The following is an 18845-nucleotide window of genomic DNA, read 5'->3' on the forward strand; positions in this document are numbered from 1 at the left end:
CACCCGCCGGTCGCCCCCGGCGCGGGACGCGGGCGCGGGAGGGAGGCCGGCCGCGCTCATCGGATCCCCTCCGGCATCAGCTTGGCGAGGTTGCGCACCCCGCGCAGCTGCAGCTGCTTGACCGCGCCGTCGCTGCGGCCGAGCACCGCCGCGGTCTCGGCGATGCTCATGCCCTGCAGGAAGCGCATCACCAGGCAGTCGCGCTGCTCGTCGGGCAGCCGGGTCAGCGCGCTGAGCAGCATCTCGTTGGTCAGGCTGGCCAGCACCGCCGACTCCGGGCCCTCGGTGACGTCGTCGTGCGTGCCCATGTCCTCGGTGGTGAGCTCGAGGCGGGTCCGGCTGGCCTTGAAGTGGTCGGTCGCCAGGTTGCGCGCGATCGTCATCAGCCAGGCGCCGAAGTCCTTGCCCTGCCAGCGGAAGCCCTTCATGCTCCGCAGCGCGCGGAAGAAGGTCTCCGAGGTGAGGTCCTCGGCCAGGGTGCTCGACCGGGTGCGGTAGTAGAGGAAGCGGTAGACCGCGAGGTGGTAGTGGTCGTAGAGCAGCCCGAACGCGTCGGCGTCGCCGCTGCGGGCCAGCTCCACCAGGGCGATCAGGCGCTGGCGCTCGGTCGCGGACTCCTCCGAGGAGGCGGCCAGGTCCGAGTCGTCGTGGTCCCCAGGACCCCCAGAACCAGGGCGGTCACCGGCGCCCCCGGCAGGGTGCGGCTCGTGCGGGCGGGAGGTGGCGGTGCCGCGAGCCCCGTCGTCGGCGACCGCGGCGAGCCGGCCGCCACCGGAGGCGGGGCCGGCGGGCAGGTGACCGGCGGGGAGGAGGTCGGGGGAGGTCAGGGCGTCGAGCAGCGCCCGGCGCAGGCGGTCGAGCCCGCGTGCGGTCCACTCCCCGTCCGGTGACATGTGTCGCCCTCCCGTGGCTCTGTCCGAGCGTGGGGGATGTTACCCCCGACACACTCGGGGCGAAACCGTTCGCGGGCACCCGGCCTGCCGGGCGGGAGTCAGCGGCGGCGACGCAGCGCCACGCCGGCCGCGACGGTGCCCGTGGCCGCTCCCGCGACCGCACCGACGACGGCGCCGGCGCGGGCCGCCTTGCGACCGGTGCGGTAGTCGCGGACCCGCCAGCCCAGGGCGCGGGCGTGGGCGCGCAGTCGGGCGTCGGGGTTGATCGCGACCGGGTCCCCGACCAGGGAGAGCATGGGCAGGTCGTTGGCGGAGTCGGAGTACGCCGAGCACGCGGTCAGGTCGAGCCCCTCCCGCTCGGCCAGCGCGCGGACCGCCTCGGCCTTGGCCGGGCCGTGCAGCAGGTCGCCGACCAGGCGCCCGGTGTAGACACCGTTCTCGTGCTCGGCCACGGTGCCCATCGCGCCGGTCAACCCGAGGCGCCGCGCGATGACCTGGGCGATCTCGATGGGGGCGGCGGTGACCAGCCAGACCCGCTGGCCCCGGTCGAGATGGAGCTGGGCGAGGGCCCGGGTCCCGGGCCAGATGCGGTGTGCCATCGCCTCGTCGAAGATGACCTCGGTGAGCTCCTCGAGCTCCTCGACGGTGTGCCCGGCGATGAAGGAGAGGGCCGAGGCGCGGGCCTCGGCGACGTGGTCGGGGTCCTCGACCCCCACCACGCGGAAGTACAGCTGCTTCCAGGCGGCCCCCGCGATCTCGCGGGTGGTGAAGAAGTCGCGACGGTGCAGCCCGCGTGCGAGGTGGAAGATGCTGGCCCCCTGCATCACGGTGTTGTCGACGTCGAAGAACGCCGCTCCCCGGGTGTCGGCGGGGGTGTGCAGGGCGGTCTCGACCTCGGCGATCGCCGCGGCGGCCTCGCCGGCCAGGCGGGAGCGCTGCCGGAGGTCCGGCAGGGTGCGTCGGGGAGCGTGCGGGGTCACGAGCCCCAATGTAGTGCGATCCGCGTCACGGGGGGACAGGCGCGAGGAGGTGTGGAAGTATCCCGCGCATGTCCTCCTCCGATGCCGTGCAGGACGTGGCCGGGGCAGCGGACGAGCCCGCCGGACCCGACCTGCGAGACCTCTCGGACCTGGTGCTCCTCGCCGCCGCCGAGAGCCCGGACAAGCTTGCCCTCGTCGAGGCGAGCGGACGCAGCGTGACCTGGTCGGAGCTGGCCGGCGAGGTGGCGAGGGTCGCCACCGGGCTGGGCTCGCTGGGTGTCGTCGCCGGCCTCCGGGTCGTGCTGGCGATGGGCAACAGCATCGAGATGGTCGCCGGCTACCTCGGCGTGCTGCGGGCCCAGGCGGTCGCCGTCCCGGTCAACCCCGGCTCGACGCCCGCCGAGCTGACCCGCTTCGTGGTCGAGTCCGGCTCCCGGCTGGTGATCTGCGACTCCGAGAGCGCCGCCGCCGTGCGTACCGCGCTGGCCGGTGTCGATCTGCCGGTCGCGCCGCGGGTGGTCCTCGTCGGGGCGGACCCCGCGCCCGGCGAGCTCGCCTGGGAGGAGCTGCGCGCCGGCGCCGCCCGGGCGGTGCTGCCGCTTCAGGACCCCGAGAAGCTCGCCTGCCTGCTGTGGACCAGCGGCGCCTCCGGGCGCCCGCGCGCCGCGATGCTCACCCACCGCGCGCTGCTCGCCAACATCGAGCAGGCCGCCCAGGTCGAGCCGCCGATGATCCACGGCGACGACGTGGTGCTCGGTGTGCTGCCGCTCTTCCACGTCTACGGCCTCAACGCCGTCCTGGGTGCCGTGCTGCGCCACCGCGCCAAGCTGGTGCTGGTCGACCGCTTCGACCCGCAGGCCGTGCTCGACGTCATCGACGACGAGGCGGTGAGCGTGCTGCCGCTCGCGCCGGCCGCGTTCGCGCACTGGCGCACCGAGGAGTACCTCGCCGAGCGGCTGGGCCCGGCGCGGCTGGTGCTGTCCGGCTCCGCCCCGCTCTCGGCCGAGGTGGTGGAGGACTTCGTCGCGCGCACCGGCGTACCGGTGCACCAGGGCTACGGCCTGACCGAGGCCGCCCCGGTCGTCACGAGCACGCTGGTGAGCGCCGCCCCGCAGCCCGGGTCCGTGGGCGCCGCGCTGCCCGGGGTGGACCTGCGCCTGGTCGACGCCGCCGGGCGCGAGGTGACGGGGGAGGACCCCGGGGAGATCCAGGTGCGGGGCGCCAACCTGTTCAGCGGCTACTGGCCCGACGGCAGCGACGGACCAGGGCCGGACGGGTGGTGGGCCACCGGCGACGTGGGCCTGCTGGACGCGGCCGGGGACCTGACGCTCGTGGACCGGCTCAAGGACCTGGTGATCGTCTCGGGGTTCAACGTCTATCCGGTGGAGGTCGAGGACACCGTCGCCGACGTCGACGGCGTCACCGAGGTGGCGGTGGTCGGCGCCCCCGACGAGCGCACCGGCGAGGCCGTCGTGGCCTACGTCGTGGCCCCCGGCCGCGACCCGGAGGCGGTGGAGGGGGCGGTGCGTGCCCGGTGCGCCGAGCGGCTGGCCCGCTTCAAGCAGCCCCATCGCGTCGAGGTGGTCGGCGAGCTGCCGCGCACCGTCACCGGCAAGGTGCAGAAGGGGCGGCTGCGGGGTCATGAACGGCGCCGTGTGCTCGGCCTGCTGGAATAGAGCCATGTCCCCGACGCCGCGTGTGACGCTCTACGGAAAGCCCGGCTGCCACCTGTGCGACGACGCTCGCGCGGTCGTGGCGGCCGTCTGCGCCGAGCTCGGCGAGGAGTTCGAGGAGATCTCGATCCTCGACGACCCCGCGCTGGCCGAGCGGTACGGCGAGGAGATCCCGGTGACCCTCGTCGACGGTCGCCAGCACGACTTCTGGCGGGTCGACCCCGAGCGACTGCGCCGCGCGCTCTCCGGCTGACCCGGCCCCGGGCGGTCAGGACCGGCGCTGGGACTGGCTCCGGGCAGGCGCCAGAGCGGGCACCCCGCTACGCGTGGGCCATATCACATGTGGTAGCCCACGGGTCGGGACGGGGGTGGCGACGGTTTGTTCTCACGTTCACAAACTCCTACAGTGACGGAGCCGTCGGACGAAACCCCGGGCCGGGCCGGCCCTGCGCCACGGCGCGCTTGCCCCAGTGGCATGGAGAGAAGAAGTCGTGACCCCACGGACACCCAGCGAGAGCCCCCGGGACATCCCGGAGGCCACCATCGCTCGGCTCCCGATCTACCTCCGGGCGCTGTCGACCCTCGCTGATGGCGGGACCACGACATGCTCCAGCGAGGACCTCGCGAGCGCGGCGGGCGTGAACAGCGCCAAGCTCCGCAAGGACCTCTCCTACCTCGGGAGCTACGGCACCCGTGGGGTGGGGTACGACGTGGAGTACCTGCGCTACCAGATCGCCCGCGAGATCGGGCTGACCCAGGACTGGCCCGTCGTCATCGTCGGCATCGGCAACCTCGGCCAGGCGCTGGCCAACTACTCCGGCGTGCGCAGCCGCGGCTTCCAGGTCGTCGCGCTCCTCGACGCCGACCCGGCCCGCCACGGCGAGCTGGTCGCCGGCGTCGCCGTACGCCCCTTCGACGACCTCGAGCAGATCGTGCTCGAGCGCCGCGTCTCGATCGGCGTCATCGCCACCCCGGCGCTGGCCGCCCAGTCGGTGGCCGACCGGATGGTCGCCGCCGGCATCACCAGCATCCTCAACTTCGCGCCGTCGGTGCTCGCGGTGCCGCACGGGGTCGACGTCCGCAAGGTCGACCTCTCCATCGAGCTGCAGATCCTCGCCTACCACGAGCAGCGCAAGGCCCAGGGCGAGGCGGGCGTCGCCGCACAGGGGGAGACCGCATGAGCGTCCTCGTGGTCGGCATCTCCCACAACACCGCTCCCGTCGCGCTCCTCGAGCGGCTCGCCGTCGACGCGGACGGCCTGCGCAAGCTGATCACCGACGTGAGCGGCAGCGAGCACGTCAGCGAGGCGGCGGCGATCGCCACCTGCAACCGCCTGGAGATCTACGCCGAGGTCGAGCGCTTCCACGGCTCGGTCGAGGAGCTGTCCGCGCACCTCGTCGAGCGTGCCGGCGGCGACCCCGAGATCTTCGTGCCCCACCTCTACGTCCGCTACGACGACGCCGCCGTCTCGCACCTGTTCCAGGTCGCGGCCGGGCTGGACTCCATGGCGGTCGGCGAGGGCCAGATCCTCGGCCAGACCCGCAGCGCGCTGCGCCTGGGTCAGGAGCTCGGCACCGTCGGCTCCACCCTCAACGTGCTGTTCCAGCAGGCGCTGCGCGTCGGCAAGCGGGCGCGCACCGAGACCGGCGTGGACACCGTCGCGCCCTCGCTGGTCTCCGCGGCCCTGGACCGGGTCGGCTGCCCGGACCTCACCGGCCGCCGCGTGCTCGTCGTCGGCGCCGGCGCGATGGCCGGGCTGGCCACCGCCACCGTGACCCGGCGCGGCGCCACCGACGTGGTCATCGCCAACCGCACCGCCGAGCGCGCCGAGCGTCTCGCCCGCGAGTACGGCGGGCGCCCGGCGCCGCTGGACGACCTGGCCACCGAGCTGGGCCGGGCCGACGTGGTCCTGGCCTGCGCGGGCGCCCGCGGCGCGCTGATCACCGCGCCGATGGTCCGCGAGGCGCTGGCCGGCGGCCGCGAGGCCGTGCTGGTCGACCTGGCACTGCCCCACGACATCGAGCCCGAGGTCCGTGAGGTCCCCGGGGCCACCCTCGTCGGACTGGCCGACCTGGCCGCCGCGCTGCACGCCAGCCCGGCCGGTCGCGAGATCGCGGAGGTGCGCCGCATCGTCACCCAGGAGGTGGCGGCGTTCCTCGCCGCGCGCCGGCAGGCCAGCGTCACCCCCACGGTGGTCGCGCTGCGCTCGATGGCGACGAGTGTCGTGGAGACCGAGATGGAGCGGCTGGCCAACCGGCTGCCCGACCTCGACGAGGCGATCCGCGCCGAGGTGGTCCACACCGTGCGGCGGGTGGCCGACAAGCTGCTCCACGAGCCGACCGTGCGGGTCAAGGAGCTCGCGAACACCGGCGTCGTCTCCTACACCGAGGCGCTCGCCGAGCTGTTCGCGCTCGACCCGGGCGCCGTGGACGCCGTGACCCGACCGGAGGGCCTCGAGTGACCAGCTCCCAGACCACTGCTCCGACCACGGGGGACCGGGCGCCGATCCGGATCGGCACCCGTGCCTCGCTCCTGGCCACCACCCAGGCCGGCTGGGCCGCGGACCTGATCCGCGAGCGCCTCGGCCGCGAGGTCGTGCTCGTCGAGATCAGCACCGACGGCGACCGCACCCAGGCCGCCGGCACCCCGCTGGCGTCGTACGGCGGCACGGGCGTGTTCGTGGCCGAGCTGCGCGACGCGCTGCTGCGCGGCGACGTGGACGTCGCGGTGCACTCCCTCAAGGACCTGCCGACCTACCCGACCGAGGGCATCGCGCTCGCCGCGGTCCCCATGCGGGAGGACCCGCGCGACGTCGTGGTCGCCCGCGACGGGCTGACCCTGGCCGAGCTGCCCGCCGGCTCGCGGGTGGGCACCGGCTCGCCGCGACGCGCGGCCCAGCTGCACGCGCTCGGTCTCGGGCTGGAGATCGCCGGGATCCGTGGCAACATCGACACCCGCCTGCGCAAGTTGCGCGACGGCGAGTACGACGCCATCCTGCTGGCCCGTGCCGGGCTGGCGCGGATCGGCCGGCTCGACGTGATCACCGAGGTGCTCGACCCGCTCCAGCTGCTGCCCGCCCCCGGGCAGGGCGCGCTGGGCATCGAGTGCCGCAGCGACGACCCCCTGGCCACCGCGCTCTCCGCGGTCCAGGACCCGCACACGCGTGCGGCGGTCGACGCCGAGCGGGCGGTCCTGGCCACCCTCGAGGGCGGGTGCTCGGCACCGATCGGCACCCTCGCCGAGGTCGTGGAGGGCGAGGACGGGGAGGAGCTCTGGGTGCGGGCGGTTGCGCTCTCACCCGACGGAGCGCTCGCGGTGCGGAGATCCGCGACGGGAGCGCCCGGCGATGCCACAGGTGTCGGGATCCGGTTGGGCGAGGAAATGCTTGCAGACGGGGCCGGTGGGCTCACTGCGGTGCAGACAGAAGACGAAGCAGTCCGAGAGTCAGACAAGGTGCGAAACGCATGACGCGAGGCAAGACCAGTACGTCCGAGGCGCCGACCCGAGCCTGGGTGTCCTTCGTGGGGAGCGGGCCGGGCGACCCGGACCTGCTCACCGTCCGTGCCGTGGAACTGCTCCGACTGGCCGACGTGGTCGTCACCGAGGCTCCCGAGCACGCCGAGATGGTCCGGGTGGTCCTGGGGCTGCCCGAGCCCCCGGCCGAGGACGAGGAGCAGCCCACCGAGCAGGTGGGACCGACGATCGTCGACGGCGGCTTCGGCGAGGACGGCCAGCCGCTGACCCACGCCGCGCGTGCCAAGGTGGTGCTCAAGCACGCCAAGAAGGGCCTCCGGGTCCTCCGGCTCATGACCGGCGACCCGTTCGTGTACGCCTCCGGGCCCGAGGAGGCCCAGGCGTGCGTGAAGGCCGGCATCGGCTTCGAGATCGTCCCCGGCATCTCGTCGGTCAACGCGGTCCCGGCGTACGCCGGCATCCCGCTCACGACCAAGGACCACCGCGAGGTGGCGGTGGTGACCTGTGACGGCACCATCGACTGGACCCAGTACGCCGACAACCGCACCCTGGTGCTGCTGTCCGCGGTCGGGCAGATCGGCGAGATCAGCAAGGCGCTGCTGGCGGCCGGGCGCAAGGCGACCACCCCCGTCGCGATGACCCGGGTCGGCACCACGACCACCCAGGCGACCGTCACCTCGACCCTCGCCAGCATCGCCGAGGACGCCCGCGCGGCCCGGATGGCCCCGCCCGCCGTCACGGTGATCGGCGACGTCGTCGACCTGCGCGAGACCCTGTCCTGGTTCGAGACCAAGCCGCTCTTCGGCTGGCGGGTGCTGGTGCCCCGCACCAAGGACCAGGCCGGCCCGCTCACCACCCGCCTGCGCGGCTACGGTGCGGTGCCCGAGGAGGTCCCGACCATCTCGGTCGAGCCGCCCCGCAACCCCCAGCAGATGGACAAGGCCGTGCGCGGCCTGGTCGAGGGGCGCTACGAGTGGATCGCGTTCACCTCGGTCAACGCCGTCCGCGCGGTGCGCGAGAAGTTCGAGGAGTACGGCCTGGACGCCCGCGCGTTCTCCGGGCTCAAGATCGCCGCGGTCGGCGACAAGACCGCCCAGGCGATCGCTGCCTGGGGACTGCGCGCCGACCTGGTGCCGTCCGGCGAGCAGTCGGCGGCCGGGCTGCTCGAGGACTGGCCCGAGTACGACGAGGTGCTGGACCCGATCAACCGGGTCTTCCTGCCCCGCGCCGACATCGCCACCGAGAACCTGGTGGCCGGCCTGATCGACCTGGGCTGGGAGTGCGACGACGTCACGGCGTACCGCACCGTGCGGGCCACCCCGCCGCCGGCGCCGACCCGTGACGCGATCAAGTCCGGCAAGTTCGACGCGGTCGTGTTCACCTCGTCCTCGACGGTGCGCAACCTGGTCGGCATCGCCGGCAAGCCGCACCCCTCGACGATCATCGCGGTGATCGGCCCCGCCACGGCCAAGACCGCCGAGGAGCACGGCCTGCGCGTCGACGTGATGGCCCCCAAGCCGGACGTCGAGCTGCTCGCCGACGCGCTCGCCGACTTCGGCGCCGCGCGCCGTGCCGCGCTCGTCGAGGCCGGCCAGCCGGTCACGAAGCCCTCGGACCGCAAGCCCTCGGCGCGCTCGCGCAAGGCCCGCGCCGAGTAGCACCCCGCACCACCTGCACCGCCCCGAGACCCCGCACGCGCCCCGGCGCCTGCGGGGTCTCGGGCGTCCGGACCACCCGGCGCGCCCCGACCAGGGCCGCGCAAGGATGGGGCCCATGGACCACGCCCCCCAGAGCCAGCCGTCCGCCCCCGCCGTCACTCCTCCCCTCACTCCTCCCCTCACTCCGCCCGTCATCCGCCCGCGCCGGCTGCGCACCACCGCGGCGCTGCGCCGTACCGTCGCCGAGACCTCGCTGGAGGCGCGCCAGCTGGTGCTGCCGGTCTTCGTGCGCGAGGGCATCGACGCCCCGGTGCCGATCTCCTCGATGCCCGGCGTCGTGCAGCACACCCGCGACACGCTGCGCGCCGCGGCGGCCGAGGCCGCGGAGCTCGGACTGGGCGGCGTGATGCTCTTCGGGGTGCCCGCGCAGCGTGACGCCACCGGCTCCGGTGCCCTGGACCCCGACGGCATCCTCAACGTCGCGATCGCCGACGTGGTCGCCGAGGTGGGCGACGCGCTCACCGTGATGAGCGACCTGTGCCTCGACGAGTTCACCGACCACGGCCACTGCGGCCTGCTCAGCGACGACGGGCGCGTCGACAACGACCGCACGCTCGCGGCGTACGCCGAGATGGCGCGCGCCCAGGCGGCCGCCGGCGTCCACATGGTCGGGCCCAGCGGGATGATGGACGGTCAGGTCGCGGTGATCCGGGCCGCGCTCGACGCGGCCGGCCACAGCGACGTCTCGGTGCTGGCCTACTCGGCGAAGTACGCCTCGGCCTTCTACGGCCCGTTCCGCGAGGCCGTGGGCTCCGCGCTCGAGGGCGACCGGCGCACCTACCAGCAGGACCCGGCCAACGCCCGCGAAGGCGTGCGCGAGGCGCTCCTCGACGTCGCCGAGGGCGCCGACCTGGTGATGGTCAAGCCCGCCCTGGCCTATCTCGACGTGCTGCGCCAGGTGCGCGACGCGGTGGACGTCCCGGTGGCGGCGTACAACATCTCGGGGGAGTACTCGATGGTCGAGGCCGCCGCCGCCAACGGCTGGATCGACCGGGAGCCCGCGATCCTCGAGACGCTGCTGTCGATCCGGCGCGCCGGTGCCGACGTGGTGCTGACCTACTGGGCCAGCGAGGCCGCCCGGCTGCTCGCGCGCCGCTGACGGCGCCGTACGGCGTGTCGGGCCGGGTCCGGCCGTGCCGGGGGCCCGGAGCCGTCAGGATGCGTGACCATGGACTGGCAGCGCGACCTCCTCGCGCTGCTCCTCGGGTTCGTGGTGGCCACGGTGACCACGCCGGTCGGGGTGTCGGGGGCGGTCTTCCTGCTGCCGGTGCAGCTCTCGGTGCTCGACGTGCCGAACCCGCGGGTGACGCCCACCAACCTGCTGTTCAACGTCGTCTCGGCCCCGGGCGGGCTGCTGCGCCACCTCCGCCGCGGCCGGCTGGACCGTGACCTGGCCCGGTCCCTGGTCGTCGGATCGGTGCCGGGGGTGGTCCTCGGCGCGCTGCTGCGGGTGCACCTGGTCACCGACCCCGACGCGTTCCGGCTGCTCGCGGCGGCCGTCCTCGCCCCGGTCGGGCTGGTGATCCTGCGCCGACCGGCTCCCGGCGCGTCCGGGCGCCGGCTCGGCCGGCGTACCGTCCGGGTGCTCGCGCTCGCCACCGGCGTCGTGGGCGGGATCTACGGCATCGGCGGCGGCTCGGTGATCGGCCCGCTGCTGGTCGGTGCCGGGATGGCGGTGGGCACGGTGGCTCCCGCTGCGCTGCTGGCCACCTGGGTCGCCTCGCTGGTCGGCGTCGCGACGTACGCCGTGCTGGCGGTGTCCTCCGGCGACCCGACCGGCCCGATCGGCCCCGACTGGAGCCTGGGCGTGGCGGCCGGGATCGGGGGACTGGCCGGCGGCTGGCTCGGCGCCGCGCTCCAGCCGCGCCTGCCCGAGATCGCGCTGCGTCGGTTGCTGGGCTGTCTCGCCCTCGCCCTCGCGGGGGTCTACGTGGTGCAGGCGCTGGGGTGAGGGCGGGGTGGGTCAGGGCGACGTGTACCGCTGCACGCACCGGTCGAACGGGTCGTCGGTCTTGAAGATGTTGTCGAAGTAGCCGTCGAGCGTGCACTGCACCACCGCCTGCGCGTGGGAGAGCACGCCGTCGAGCGGCGTGACGCCGGTCGAGGGGAGGGCCGGCAGCGAGACCGTCGGGGCGCCGGGGATGCCGAGCCCGCCCTTGCTGCCGCCGCTGTCACCGCCGCCATTGCCACCGCTGCCGTTCTCGCCACCGCCGCCACCACCGCCACCGCCGCCGCCGGAGGGCTGGGTCGGCGCCGCGGTCGGCTGGCTGGGCTGCGGCGCGGCGATGACGGCCTCGCCCTTGCCGGGGCGCGGGCCGTCGCGGCCCTCGCCCTTCGCGGCGCCGGCCGGGCCCGCCTGACCGGGCCGGGGGTCGGTGTCGGGGACCAGGTAGCCGGCGGTGGTGGTGCTGTTCGGGGTCGAGGTGAAGTTGCCGGCGAGGTAGGAGTTCATGACCGCCAGCACCGCGTCGACGTAGGCGTCGCTGTGGTTGTAGCGGTGCACCGCGGAGCGCTGGCCCGCCAGCGTGGACAGGTCCTCCTCGCCGGAGCAGAGGTAGACCGCCGTGGCCAGGGCGGCGTCGTCGACGTCCTGGGGGTTGCGCTGGCCGTCGCCGTCGGCGTCGACCCCCACGACCGACCAGGTCGAGGGGATGAACTGCATCGGGCCGACCGCGCGGTCCCACCGGGTGTCGTTGTCGAACTGCCCGGCGTCGGTGTCGGAGATCCGGGCGGTGTTGCGCGTGCCGTCCAGGGCGATGCCGTAGATGCCCGGCACCGCCACGCCGTCGGTGTCGAGCTGGTTGCCGCCGTAGCGGCCGTGGTCGGACTCGATGCGCCCGATCGCGGCGACCAGCTGCCAGCGCAGGTTGCACGACGTGTCGGCAGCATTGATCACGGTCTCGGCGCGCTGGTACGCCGACAGCGCCGCCGCGGGGATGGCGGCGGCGGAGACGTCGGTGATCCGGGCGGCGCCGCGGCGTGCGGAGCCCGGGACGATGCTCTCCGGGGCGGAGACGCTCGCCGGGGCCTCGATCGCGCGACCGGGCACGCTGGTGCCGTCGGGCAGCCGGGCCGACGAGCTCGGGTCCGAGGTCGAGGAGGCCAGGTTGGCCCCGCCTGCGCCCGCGCCCGCCAGGCTGGCGGTCCAGGCGGCCGAGAGCAGGGCGAGCGGCACCAGGGCGGTGGCCTTCTGGACCCGGCTGAGTCTCGTGGCGGACATGCGCTCTCCTGGGCCTCGGTCGACGTTCGGTGTGCAGCTGTGCTCGGCGGTGGTGCAGGTGGTGCTGGCGGTGCGGGTGCGACGGCGGACGGTGCGGGCGGCCGTGTGACCTTGGTAACGACCTCTCGCGCCCGGGGTTACGCCCCGGTGACCTCAGGCGGGCCATGGGGAGTGCCCGAGGACACCCGGACCGCCTGTCGGCCATCCTTCCGCGTGATCCACGTCATGCAAACCCCCTGGGGTCCGTCATCTGCGAGGCATCGCCGATCGGGGACGGATCGCACCCGGCTGGGAGCGGTTGGCTCGTTGGGCGACAATGATCCGGTGCCTGCCTCCACGCCTCAGGCGACCACGCCGAGCAGTCCCCTCGTCACCGCCACGTCGGCCGACCTCTTCGACCGCGCCCGCGCGGTGACCCCCGGCGGGGTGAACTCCCCGGTCCGCGCGTTCAACGCGGTCGGCGGCACCCCGCGGTTCATCCGCTCCGCCGCCGGCGCCCGGCTCACCGACGTCGACGGCAACGACTACGTCGACCTGATCGGCTCGTGGGGCCCGATGCTGCTCGGCCACGCCCACCCCGAGGTCATCGCCCGGGTGCAGGAGGCGGTCGCGCGCGGCACGTCGTACGGCACCCCGACCGAGCCCGAGGTCGAGCTCGCCGAGGAGATCGTCGCCCGCACGTCGGTCGAGCGGGTCCGCTTCGTCTCCTCCGGCACCGAGGCCACGATGTCGGCGATCCGGCTGGCGCGCGGCTTCACCGGCCGCGACGTGGTCGTGAAGTTCGCCGGCTGCTACCACGGCCACGTCGACTCGCTGCTCGCCTCCGCGGGCTCCGGCCTGGCCACCTTCGCCGTCCCGGGCACCCCCGGCGTGCCGGTCTCCTCGACCGAGCTCACCTTGGTGCTGCCCTACAACGACCGGGCCGCGGTCGAGGCGGCGTTCGCCGAGCACGGCGACCGGATCGCCTGCCTGATCACCGAGGCCGCCCCGGGAAACATGGGCATCGTCCCGCCCGAGCCCGGCTTCAACGCCTTCCTCGCCGAGACCTGCGCGCGCCACGGTGCGCTGTTCGTCAGCGACGAGGTGATGACCGGCTTCCGTGCCTCGCGCCAGGGCCAGTGGGGCCTGGACGGCGCCGTCGAGGGCTGGGCGCCCGACCTGACCACCTTCGGCAAGGTGATGGGCGGCGGCTTCCCGGCCGCGGCGTTCGGCGGTCGCGCCGACGTGATGGCCCACCTCGCACCGGAGGGGCCGGTCTACCAGGCCGGGACGCTCTCGGGGAACCCGGTCGCCACCACCGCCGGGCTCACCACGCTGCGCCTGGCCACCCCCGAGGTCTACGCCCACATCGACGCCGCCGCGGCCACCGTCCGCGAGGCCGCCGCCGCCGCGCTCGGCGCCGCGGGCGTCACCCACACGGTGCAGCGCACCGGCACGATGTTCTCCGTCTTCTTCTGCGAGGGCCCGGTGCGTGACTTCACCGACGCCTCGCGCACCGACGACCGCGCGTACGCCGCGTTCTTCCACGCCATGCTCGAGGCGGGGGTCTACCTGCCGCCCTCGGCGTACGAGACGTGGTTCCTCTCGGCCGCCCACGACGACCGCGCCGTACAGACGGTGCTCGACGCGCTTCCGGGCGCGGCCCGCGCGGCCGCCCGGGCGCAGGAGCAGGAGGAGCAGCGATGAGCGCCACCCCCGACACGATCGTCCACCTGCTGCGCCACGGGGAGGTCCACAACCCCGGCGGCGTGCTGTACGGGCGCCGCGACGGCTTCCACCTGTCCGAGCTCGGGCGGACCATGGCCCAGCGGGTCGCGGACACCATCAAGGACCGCGACATCACCCACCTGGTCTCCTCCCCGCTGGAGCGCGCCCAGGAGACCGCGGCGCCGCTGGCCGCCGCGCGTGGGCTCGAGGTCACCCTCGACCCGCGGGTGATCGAGTCGAGCAACGCCTTCGAGGGGATCAGCTTCGGCGAGGGCCCGATGACGCTGGTCAAGCGCCCGAAGCTGTGGCGCCACCTGTGGAACCCGTTCCGGCCCTCGTGGGGCGAGCCCTACACCGAGATCGTGAACCGGATGATGTCGGCGGTCCACGACGCGCGGGTGGCCGCTGCCGGCCACGAGGCCGTGATCGTCTCCCACCAGCTGCCGATCTGGACGACCCGGCTGGCCGCGGAGAAGCGCTCGTTCCTGCACGACCCGCGCAGCCGCCAGTGCACGCTGTGCTCGCTGACCTCCTTCCACTTCGTGGGCGACCGGCTGGCCCAGGTCAGCTACTCCGAGCCCGCGGGTGACCTGATCCCCACCGCAGACAAGAAGGCGCCGTTCTCCGCAGGCGGCGCACCCGAGGAACGCAGGCCGTGACCCACCGCCACCCCGTGACCAAGCCCCACCCCCGCGCCCTGCTGGTCATCCTGCTCGCCACGGCGCTCGTGGCGCTCACCGCGTGCACCTCCATCAGCGGCACCAACTCCGGCGGCTACATCACCGGCGACGGGGCCGTGGTGCAGTACGACCCGGCGGACCGCTCGGACGCCGTCGAGTTCGCGGGGGAGACGCTCCAGGGCGAGGAGCTCGACCTCGCCGACCTGCGCGGCGACGTGGTCGTGGTCAACACGTGGTGGTCGGGCTGCCCGCCGTGCCGCACCGAGATGCCGATGCTCGTCGAGGCGGAGAAGGAGCTGGCGAAGGAGGGCGTGTCCTTCGTCGGGATCAACATCCGCGACAACAGTCCCGCACAGGGCCAGGCCTTCGAGCGCTCCTTCGGCGTCGACTACCCCTCGATCTACGCCGTCGACGGCGAGGCCCTGCTCGCCTTCTCCCACGTCACCAACCTGCGCAGCGTCCCCACCACGATCGTGCTGGACCGCGAGGGCCGCGTGGCCGCGCTCATCAACGGAGCGATCCCCGGCAAGGTCACCCTGACCGACGTCGTCGAGGAGATCGCGGCCGAGGAGGCCTGAGCGATGGTCGACTGGTTCACCTCGACCGCAGGGTCGGGGTCGCTGATCCTGGCGGTCCCGGTGGCGATCCTCGCCGGGCTGGTGGCGTTCCTGTCGCCCTGCGTGATCCCGCTGCTGCCGGCGTACCTCTCCTACTCCACCGGGCTCTCCGGCGCGGACCTCGCCACCGGGCAGGTGCGCCGCGGCCGGATGGCGCTCGGGTCGCTGCTCTTCGTGCTCGGCTTCAGTGCGGTGTTCGTGATGCTCGGCCTGGCCAGTGGCGGGGTCGCCCGCTGGTTCCAGGTCAACCAGGGCACCCTCAATCTGGTCCTCGGCGTCATCGCCATCGTGATGGGCCTGGCCTTCATGGGCCTGGTGCCGCTGCTGCAGCGTGACGTCCGGGTGCACAAGATCCCCTCGGTCGGCCTGGCCGCCGCCCCGGTCGTCGGCTTTCTGTTCGGCCTGGGCTGGACGCCGTGCGCCGGCCCCACCCTCGGGGTGATCACCACGCTGGCCTACGCCGAGGGCACCGCCAGCCGCGGCGCGCTGCTTCTGGGCGCGTACTCGCTGGGCATCGGGCTGCCGTTCATCGTGGCCGGCATCTTCTGGGACCGCGCACTGGGCGCCCTGAAGGTGCTGCGTCGCCACCAGCTGCTGATCACCCGGCTCGGCGGCGGGATGCTCATCCTGGTCGGCCTCGCGCTCGTCACCGGCTGGTGGGACTACGCCGTCAGCTGGCTCCAGATCCACCTGATCTCCGATTTCGAAGTGGCGGTCTGATGTCACCCACGTCCCACGAGCCCGGCGCTCCCGGAATCACCCGCGAGACGTCCGAGCCTCTCGACCCCTCCGGCGGTGCCGGGGTCCCCGGCGGTCCTCGAGGCACCGGAGGCTCAGGGGGCGACGGCGCGCCCCGACGCGGGGCCGGCGAGCTCGGCATCGGCGAGCTGCTGCGCTGGGTGTGGCGCCAGGTCACCTCGATGCGCACCGCGCTCGTGCTGCTGCTGCTCCTGGCGCTGGCGGCCGTGCCCGGCTCGATCATCCCGCAGGAGGGCGTGGACTCCCTCGCCACCTCGCAGTGGAAGGACGAGCACCCCGATCTGACGCCGGTCTATGAGTGGCTGGGCCTGTTCGACGTCTACGGCACGGTGTGGTTCTCCGCGATCTACATCTTGTTGATGCTCTCGCTGATCGGGTGCATCCTGCCGCGGACGTTCCACTACGCGAAGGCCATCCGCAAGCCTCCGCCGCGCGCCCCGCGCAACCTCTCCCGGCTGCCCGACCACGCGTCGTACACGACCGCCGACAGCGTCGAGGACGTGCTCGAGAGGGCCCGCGGCGTGCTCAAGCGGCGCCGCTATCGGGTGCGCCCGGCCGCGCTGGACCCCGAGGGCGAGGCCGCGGTGGCCAGCGAGAAGGGCTACCTGCGCGAGGTCGGCAACCTGCTCTTCCACGTCTCGGTGATCGTGGTGCTCGTCGGCTTCGCCGTGGGCTCGCTGTTCGGCTACCGCGGCGGCGTGCTGCTGGTGGTCGGCAACGGCTTCTCCAACAGCCTCACCCAGTACGACGACTTCGTCCCCGGCGACCTCTTCGACGCCGACCAGATGGAGCCGTTCTCCTTCACCGTCGAGGACTTCGACGTGGACTGGCTGACCACCGGCCCGCGCGCCGGCATGGCGCAGAAGTTCAACGCCGCGCTGCGCTACAAGGAGGGCCGCGACGGCGAGGAGAAGGAGTACGACCTGCGGGTCAACCACCCGCTGGCGATCGGCGACACCGAGGTCTTCCTCATCGGCCACGGCTACGCCCCGGTGATCACGATCCGCGACGGCAACGGCGAGGTGACCTACAGCGGGCCGACGATCTTCCTGCCTCAGGACATGAGCCTGTTCTCCTTCGGCGTCGTGAAGGCGCCGGACTCGCCGACCGGGCAGGTCGGCCTGGAGGGCGTGTTCTACCCGACGTTCTCGATGACCCCGGACGGCGACCCGGTCAACGTCTTCGGCGACCTCGCCAACCCGCTGCTCTCGGTGCTCGTCTACACCGGCGACCTGGGCCTCGACGACGGCGTGCCGCAGTCGGTCTACGTGCTGCCCAAGGGCGACGCCGAGCAGGTCACCAACCCCGACGGCACGCCGCTGCGTCTGGACATGCAGCCCGGCGACACCGTGCAGCTGCCCGACGGCCTGGGCTCGGTCAGCTTCGAGGGCGTCGAGCGCTGGAACCGGCTCCAGATCAGCCAGACCCCCGGCAAGATGGTCGCACTCACCGGCGTGGTCCTGGCCCTGGTCGGCCTGCTGGGCTCGCTGTTCATCCGCCCTCGACGCGTCTGGGTGCGTGCCCGTCGCGAGGGCGGGGTGACACTGGTGGAGGTCGCCGCGCTGGACCGCTCCGGCGGCGGCGACGTGTCCACCGAGATCGACGCGCTCCTCGAGGCGCTCGGCGCGCCCGATGACCAGGAGCGCCCGTACGACCCGCAGCACCCGACCCAGCACCACCCCCAGCACCACCCCCGGTCCAAGGAGGACTCGTGAGCAACGCAGCGTGGGAGACCCTCAGCAACCAGGCGCTCGTCGTCTGTGGGGCTGTCTACTTCCTGGCCCTGCTGTCCCATCTCATCGAGTGGTCGGCGCTGCGCAAGCTGCCCGCCTCGGCGGGATCGGTGACCGCGCCGGCGGAGTCCGGCCGTGGCAGCGTCGCCGTCGCCACCGGCGGCCCTGACGGGGTGGGGGAGGAGCCGGTCGACGACGACGTCGTCCGCCGTACCACCCTCTTCGGTCGGCTGGGGCTGCTGCTGCTGATCATCGCCACCGCCGTGCACGCGGTGTCGCTGGTCTCGCGTGGCATGGCCGCTGACCCCAACCGGGTGCCGTGGGGCAACATGTTCGAGTTCACGCTCTCGGCGACCTTCGTGCTCGCGCTGGGCTACCTGCTGGCCTACCGCCGCTTCTCGCTGGCCTGGATGGGCCCGATCGTCGCCGGCCTCGAGGTGTCGGTGCTGATGGCGGCCGCGATCTGGCTGCACGACGAGGTCGCCCCGCTGACCGAGGCGCTCGACTCGCCGTGGCTGGTGATCCACGTGGTCTCCGCGATCATCGCCACCGGCGCCTTCACCCTCGGCGGCATCGGCTCGGTGCTGTTCCTGCTCAAGGAGCGTGCGGTCGCCAAGGGCCTGACCGGCGGCTACCTCGCCCGGGTGCCGTCCCCGGCCCGCCTGGACCTCATCTCCTACCGGATGCACGCCTTCGCGTTCCCGGTGTGGACCTTCGCGGTGCTGATCACCGGGCCGATCTGGGCGCACCAGGCCTGGGCCTCGTACTGGAGCTGGGACCCCAAGGAGGTCTGGGCGTTCATCACCTGGGTCATCTACGCCGCCTACCTGCACGCGCGGGCCACGGCGGGCTGGAAGGGGCGCAACGCCGCGATCCTGGCGCTGGTCGGCCTGGCCACGCTGTGGTTCAACTTCATCGGCATCAACTTCTTCTCCTCCACCAGCCAGCACTCCTACGCCGCGCCCGACCTGGGCGCCGGCACGAGCGCGGTGGCCCCGGTGACGCCGGGCGCCTCCGGCTAGCGACTCGAGCCGTCCCCGCCGCGGGCGGACGCAGACGGGCCCCGACCACCACTGGTGGTCGGGGCCCGTCCGTGTGTGTGGGGGCCTGCGTGCGGCGCCTCAGCCGGCCGAGGGGCTCTCGGGATCCTCGGGGTGGCGGCGCTTGCGCTCGAGGTCGCGCAGGAAGTCCTCGTCGTCGTCGGGGGCGATGATCCGCGGCGGCTGCGGGCGCGGGCGGCGGGTCGGAAGACCGGGGCCCTGGCCGGAGCGCTGCATGGCACGGACAGCGAGGTAGGTCACCGCAGCGAAGATGGCGACGACGAGGAGGAACTTGAGCACGCCCCCAGCCTAGGCCGGGGCCGGTCGGACCCAGGGCGGCGGATACCCTGA

General features: G+C 73.7%; 18 protein-coding genes. 14 read left to right on the top strand and 4 right to left on the bottom strand.

The annotated features are described in order from the left end of the window. Positions 1-56: 56 nt before the first annotated feature. Positions 57-893, bottom strand: a complete 837-nt coding sequence (locus HBO46_RS02080) for a sigma-70 family RNA polymerase sigma factor (protein ID WP_166137398.1) — start codon at positions 891-893, stop codon at positions 57-59. Between the two features lie 98 nt (positions 894-991). After that, on the bottom strand, positions 992-1873 hold the full coding sequence (locus HBO46_RS02085) for an HAD family hydrolase (protein ID WP_166137395.1): 882 nt from the start codon (positions 1871-1873) through the stop codon (positions 992-994). 68 nt (positions 1874-1941) lie between these two features. Between HBO46_RS02085 and HBO46_RS02090 the strand changes: the two genes are divergently transcribed. From HBO46_RS02090 to HBO46_RS02125, 8 genes are all read left to right on the top strand, one after another. Then, entirely contained in the window at positions 1942-3549 is a 1608-nt protein-coding gene (locus HBO46_RS02090; RefSeq protein WP_166137392.1) for a class I adenylate-forming enzyme family protein, read from the top strand. Between the two features lie 4 nt (positions 3550-3553). Then, positions 3554-3799 carry a glutaredoxin family protein gene (locus HBO46_RS02095; protein WP_191480191.1) on the top strand — a complete coding sequence of 82 codons (246 nt, stop codon included), beginning with the start codon at positions 3554-3556 and terminating at the stop codon, positions 3797-3799. A gap of 238 nt (positions 3800-4037) precedes the next feature. Continuing rightward, a complete protein-coding gene (locus HBO46_RS02100; RefSeq protein ID WP_166137387.1) occupies positions 4038-4727 on the top strand; it encodes a redox-sensing transcriptional repressor Rex in 690 nt (229 codons plus the stop codon). After that, positions 4724-6007, top strand: a complete 1284-nt coding sequence (locus tag HBO46_RS02105; RefSeq protein WP_166137384.1) for a glutamyl-tRNA reductase — start codon at positions 4724-4726, stop codon at positions 6005-6007. The genes HBO46_RS02100 and HBO46_RS02105 overlap by 4 nt, the downstream gene beginning before the upstream one ends. Next, entirely contained in the window at positions 6004-7014 is a 1011-nt protein-coding gene (gene hemC / locus HBO46_RS02110) for a hydroxymethylbilane synthase (protein ID WP_224769333.1), read from the top strand. The genes HBO46_RS02105 and hemC overlap by 4 nt, the downstream gene beginning before the upstream one ends. Further along, positions 7011-8678 (top strand): bifunctional uroporphyrinogen-III C-methyltransferase/uroporphyrinogen-III synthase, encoded by a 1668-nt coding sequence (locus HBO46_RS02115; protein WP_166137381.1) that lies wholly within the window; start codon positions 7011-7013, stop codon positions 8676-8678. The genes hemC and HBO46_RS02115 overlap by 4 nt, the downstream gene beginning before the upstream one ends. 115 nt (positions 8679-8793) lie before the next feature. After that, a complete protein-coding gene (gene hemB, locus HBO46_RS02120; RefSeq protein ID WP_166137378.1) occupies positions 8794-9837 on the top strand; it encodes a porphobilinogen synthase in 1044 nt (347 codons plus the stop codon). A gap of 69 nt (positions 9838-9906) precedes the next feature. After that, positions 9907-10689, top strand: a complete 783-nt coding sequence (locus HBO46_RS02125; RefSeq protein ID WP_166137376.1) for a sulfite exporter TauE/SafE family protein — start codon at positions 9907-9909, stop codon at positions 10687-10689. A gap of 12 nt (positions 10690-10701) precedes the next feature. Here the strand turns inward: HBO46_RS02125 and HBO46_RS02130 are convergent, their stop codons facing one another. After that, positions 10702-11958 (bottom strand): lytic transglycosylase domain-containing protein, encoded by a 1257-nt coding sequence (locus HBO46_RS02130; RefSeq protein ID WP_166137373.1) that lies wholly within the window; start codon positions 11956-11958, stop codon positions 10702-10704. Between the two features lie 324 nt (positions 11959-12282). Here HBO46_RS02130 and hemL point away from each other — a divergent pair, with 324 nt between their 5' ends. From hemL to ccsB, 6 genes are read left to right on the top strand one after another with little or no spacing between them, the layout of a single operon-like run. Then, positions 12283-13644, top strand: coding sequence for a glutamate-1-semialdehyde 2,1-aminomutase (gene hemL, locus HBO46_RS02135; protein WP_224769334.1), 1362 nt, complete (start codon positions 12283-12285; stop codon positions 13642-13644). Next, positions 13641-14324 carry a histidine phosphatase family protein gene (locus tag HBO46_RS02140; protein ID WP_166137367.1) on the top strand — a complete coding sequence of 228 codons (684 nt, stop codon included), beginning with the start codon at positions 13641-13643 and terminating at the stop codon, positions 14322-14324. Before hemL ends, HBO46_RS02140 begins: the two co-directional genes overlap by 4 nt. Next, on the top strand, positions 14321-14923 hold the full coding sequence (locus HBO46_RS02145; protein WP_224769335.1) for a TlpA disulfide reductase family protein: 603 nt from the start codon (positions 14321-14323) through the stop codon (positions 14921-14923). Before HBO46_RS02140 ends, HBO46_RS02145 begins: the two co-directional genes overlap by 4 nt. 3 nt (positions 14924-14926) lie before the next feature. After that, a complete protein-coding gene (locus tag HBO46_RS02150) occupies positions 14927-15682 on the top strand; it encodes a cytochrome c biogenesis CcdA family protein (protein ID WP_166137364.1) in 756 nt (251 codons plus the stop codon). Beyond that, positions 15682-17436: a cytochrome c biogenesis protein ResB gene (gene resB / locus HBO46_RS02155; protein ID WP_166137361.1), complete on the top strand. Its 1755-nt coding sequence runs from the start codon at positions 15682-15684 to the stop codon at positions 17434-17436. The genes HBO46_RS02150 and resB overlap by 1 nt, the downstream gene beginning before the upstream one ends. Next, positions 17433-18476, top strand: a complete 1044-nt coding sequence (ccsB, locus tag HBO46_RS02160; protein ID WP_166137358.1) for a c-type cytochrome biogenesis protein CcsB — start codon at positions 17433-17435, stop codon at positions 18474-18476. The genes resB and ccsB overlap by 4 nt, the downstream gene beginning before the upstream one ends. A gap of 99 nt (positions 18477-18575) precedes the next feature. Here the strand turns inward: ccsB and HBO46_RS02165 are convergent, their stop codons facing one another. Then, positions 18576-18794 carry a hypothetical protein gene (locus HBO46_RS02165; RefSeq protein ID WP_166137356.1) on the bottom strand — a complete coding sequence of 73 codons (219 nt, stop codon included), beginning with the start codon at positions 18792-18794 and terminating at the stop codon, positions 18576-18578. Positions 18795-18845 lie beyond the last annotated feature (51 nt).

Origin of the sequence: Nocardioides ochotonae (assembly GCF_011420305.2) — a bacterium.
GTDB lineage: Bacteria > Actinomycetota > Actinomycetes > Propionibacteriales > Nocardioidaceae > Nocardioides > Nocardioides ochotonae.

Coding starts and splice junctions, on each gene's coding strand:
- HBO46_RS02080 (WP_166137398.1), bottom strand. CDS start 893: ATGTCACCGGACGGGGAGTGGACCGCACGCGGGCTCGACCGCCTGCGC.
- HBO46_RS02090 (WP_166137392.1), top strand. CDS start 1,942: ATGTCCTCCTCCGATGCCGTGCAGGACGTGGCCGGGGCAGCGGACGAG.
- HBO46_RS02095 (WP_191480191.1), top strand. CDS start 3,554: ATGTCCCCGACGCCGCGTGTGACGCTCTACGGAAAGCCCGGCTGCCAC.
- HBO46_RS02105 (WP_166137384.1), top strand. CDS start 4,724: ATGAGCGTCCTCGTGGTCGGCATCTCCCACAACACCGCTCCCGTCGCG.
- HBO46_RS02115 (WP_166137381.1), top strand. CDS start 7,011: ATGACGCGAGGCAAGACCAGTACGTCCGAGGCGCCGACCCGAGCCTGG.
- hemB (WP_166137378.1), top strand. CDS start 8,794: ATGGACCACGCCCCCCAGAGCCAGCCGTCCGCCCCCGCCGTCACTCCT.
- HBO46_RS02125 (WP_166137376.1), top strand. CDS start 9,907: ATGGACTGGCAGCGCGACCTCCTCGCGCTGCTCCTCGGGTTCGTGGTG.
- HBO46_RS02130 (WP_166137373.1), bottom strand. CDS start 11,958: ATGTCCGCCACGAGACTCAGCCGGGTCCAGAAGGCCACCGCCCTGGTG.
- HBO46_RS02140 (WP_166137367.1), top strand. CDS start 13,641: ATGAGCGCCACCCCCGACACGATCGTCCACCTGCTGCGCCACGGGGAG.
- HBO46_RS02150 (WP_166137364.1), top strand. CDS start 14,927: ATGGTCGACTGGTTCACCTCGACCGCAGGGTCGGGGTCGCTGATCCTG.
- resB (WP_166137361.1), top strand. CDS start 15,682: ATGTCACCCACGTCCCACGAGCCCGGCGCTCCCGGAATCACCCGCGAG.